Here is a 264-nt window from a genome sequence, read left to right on the forward strand (position 1 = left end):
ACATCACCCCCCGTCCAGATCTCCTCCAGACCCGCCAACGCGCCCACCGCCTCCGACGCCATCGCGTCGAACAACGCCGTCGTGAAATACACCGCGGTGGCCCGGTGCTCGGTGAGCGCACCCGCCAGCTCGGCGATGTCCAGCTTCGGGGCGGGCAGCACGATCGCGGTGCCGCCGCTGAGGAGGGGCACCCACAGCTCGTACGTGGAGGAGTCGAACGCCGGCGGCGAGTACGCCAGCACCCGCCGGTGCCGCTCCCCCGCA

General features: G+C 72.0%; 1 protein-coding gene. It reads right to left on the reverse strand.

Annotated features, from left to right (window positions below):
• Window positions 1–264, reverse strand: a 264-nt coding sequence (locus ADK41_RS14270) for an AMP-binding protein (protein WP_159043972.1), incomplete at both ends; no start/stop codon positions are given.

Source organism: Streptomyces caelestis, assembly GCF_001279005.1.
GTDB classification, from domain to species: domain Bacteria; phylum Actinomycetota; class Actinomycetes; order Streptomycetales; family Streptomycetaceae; genus Streptomyces; species Streptomyces heliomycini.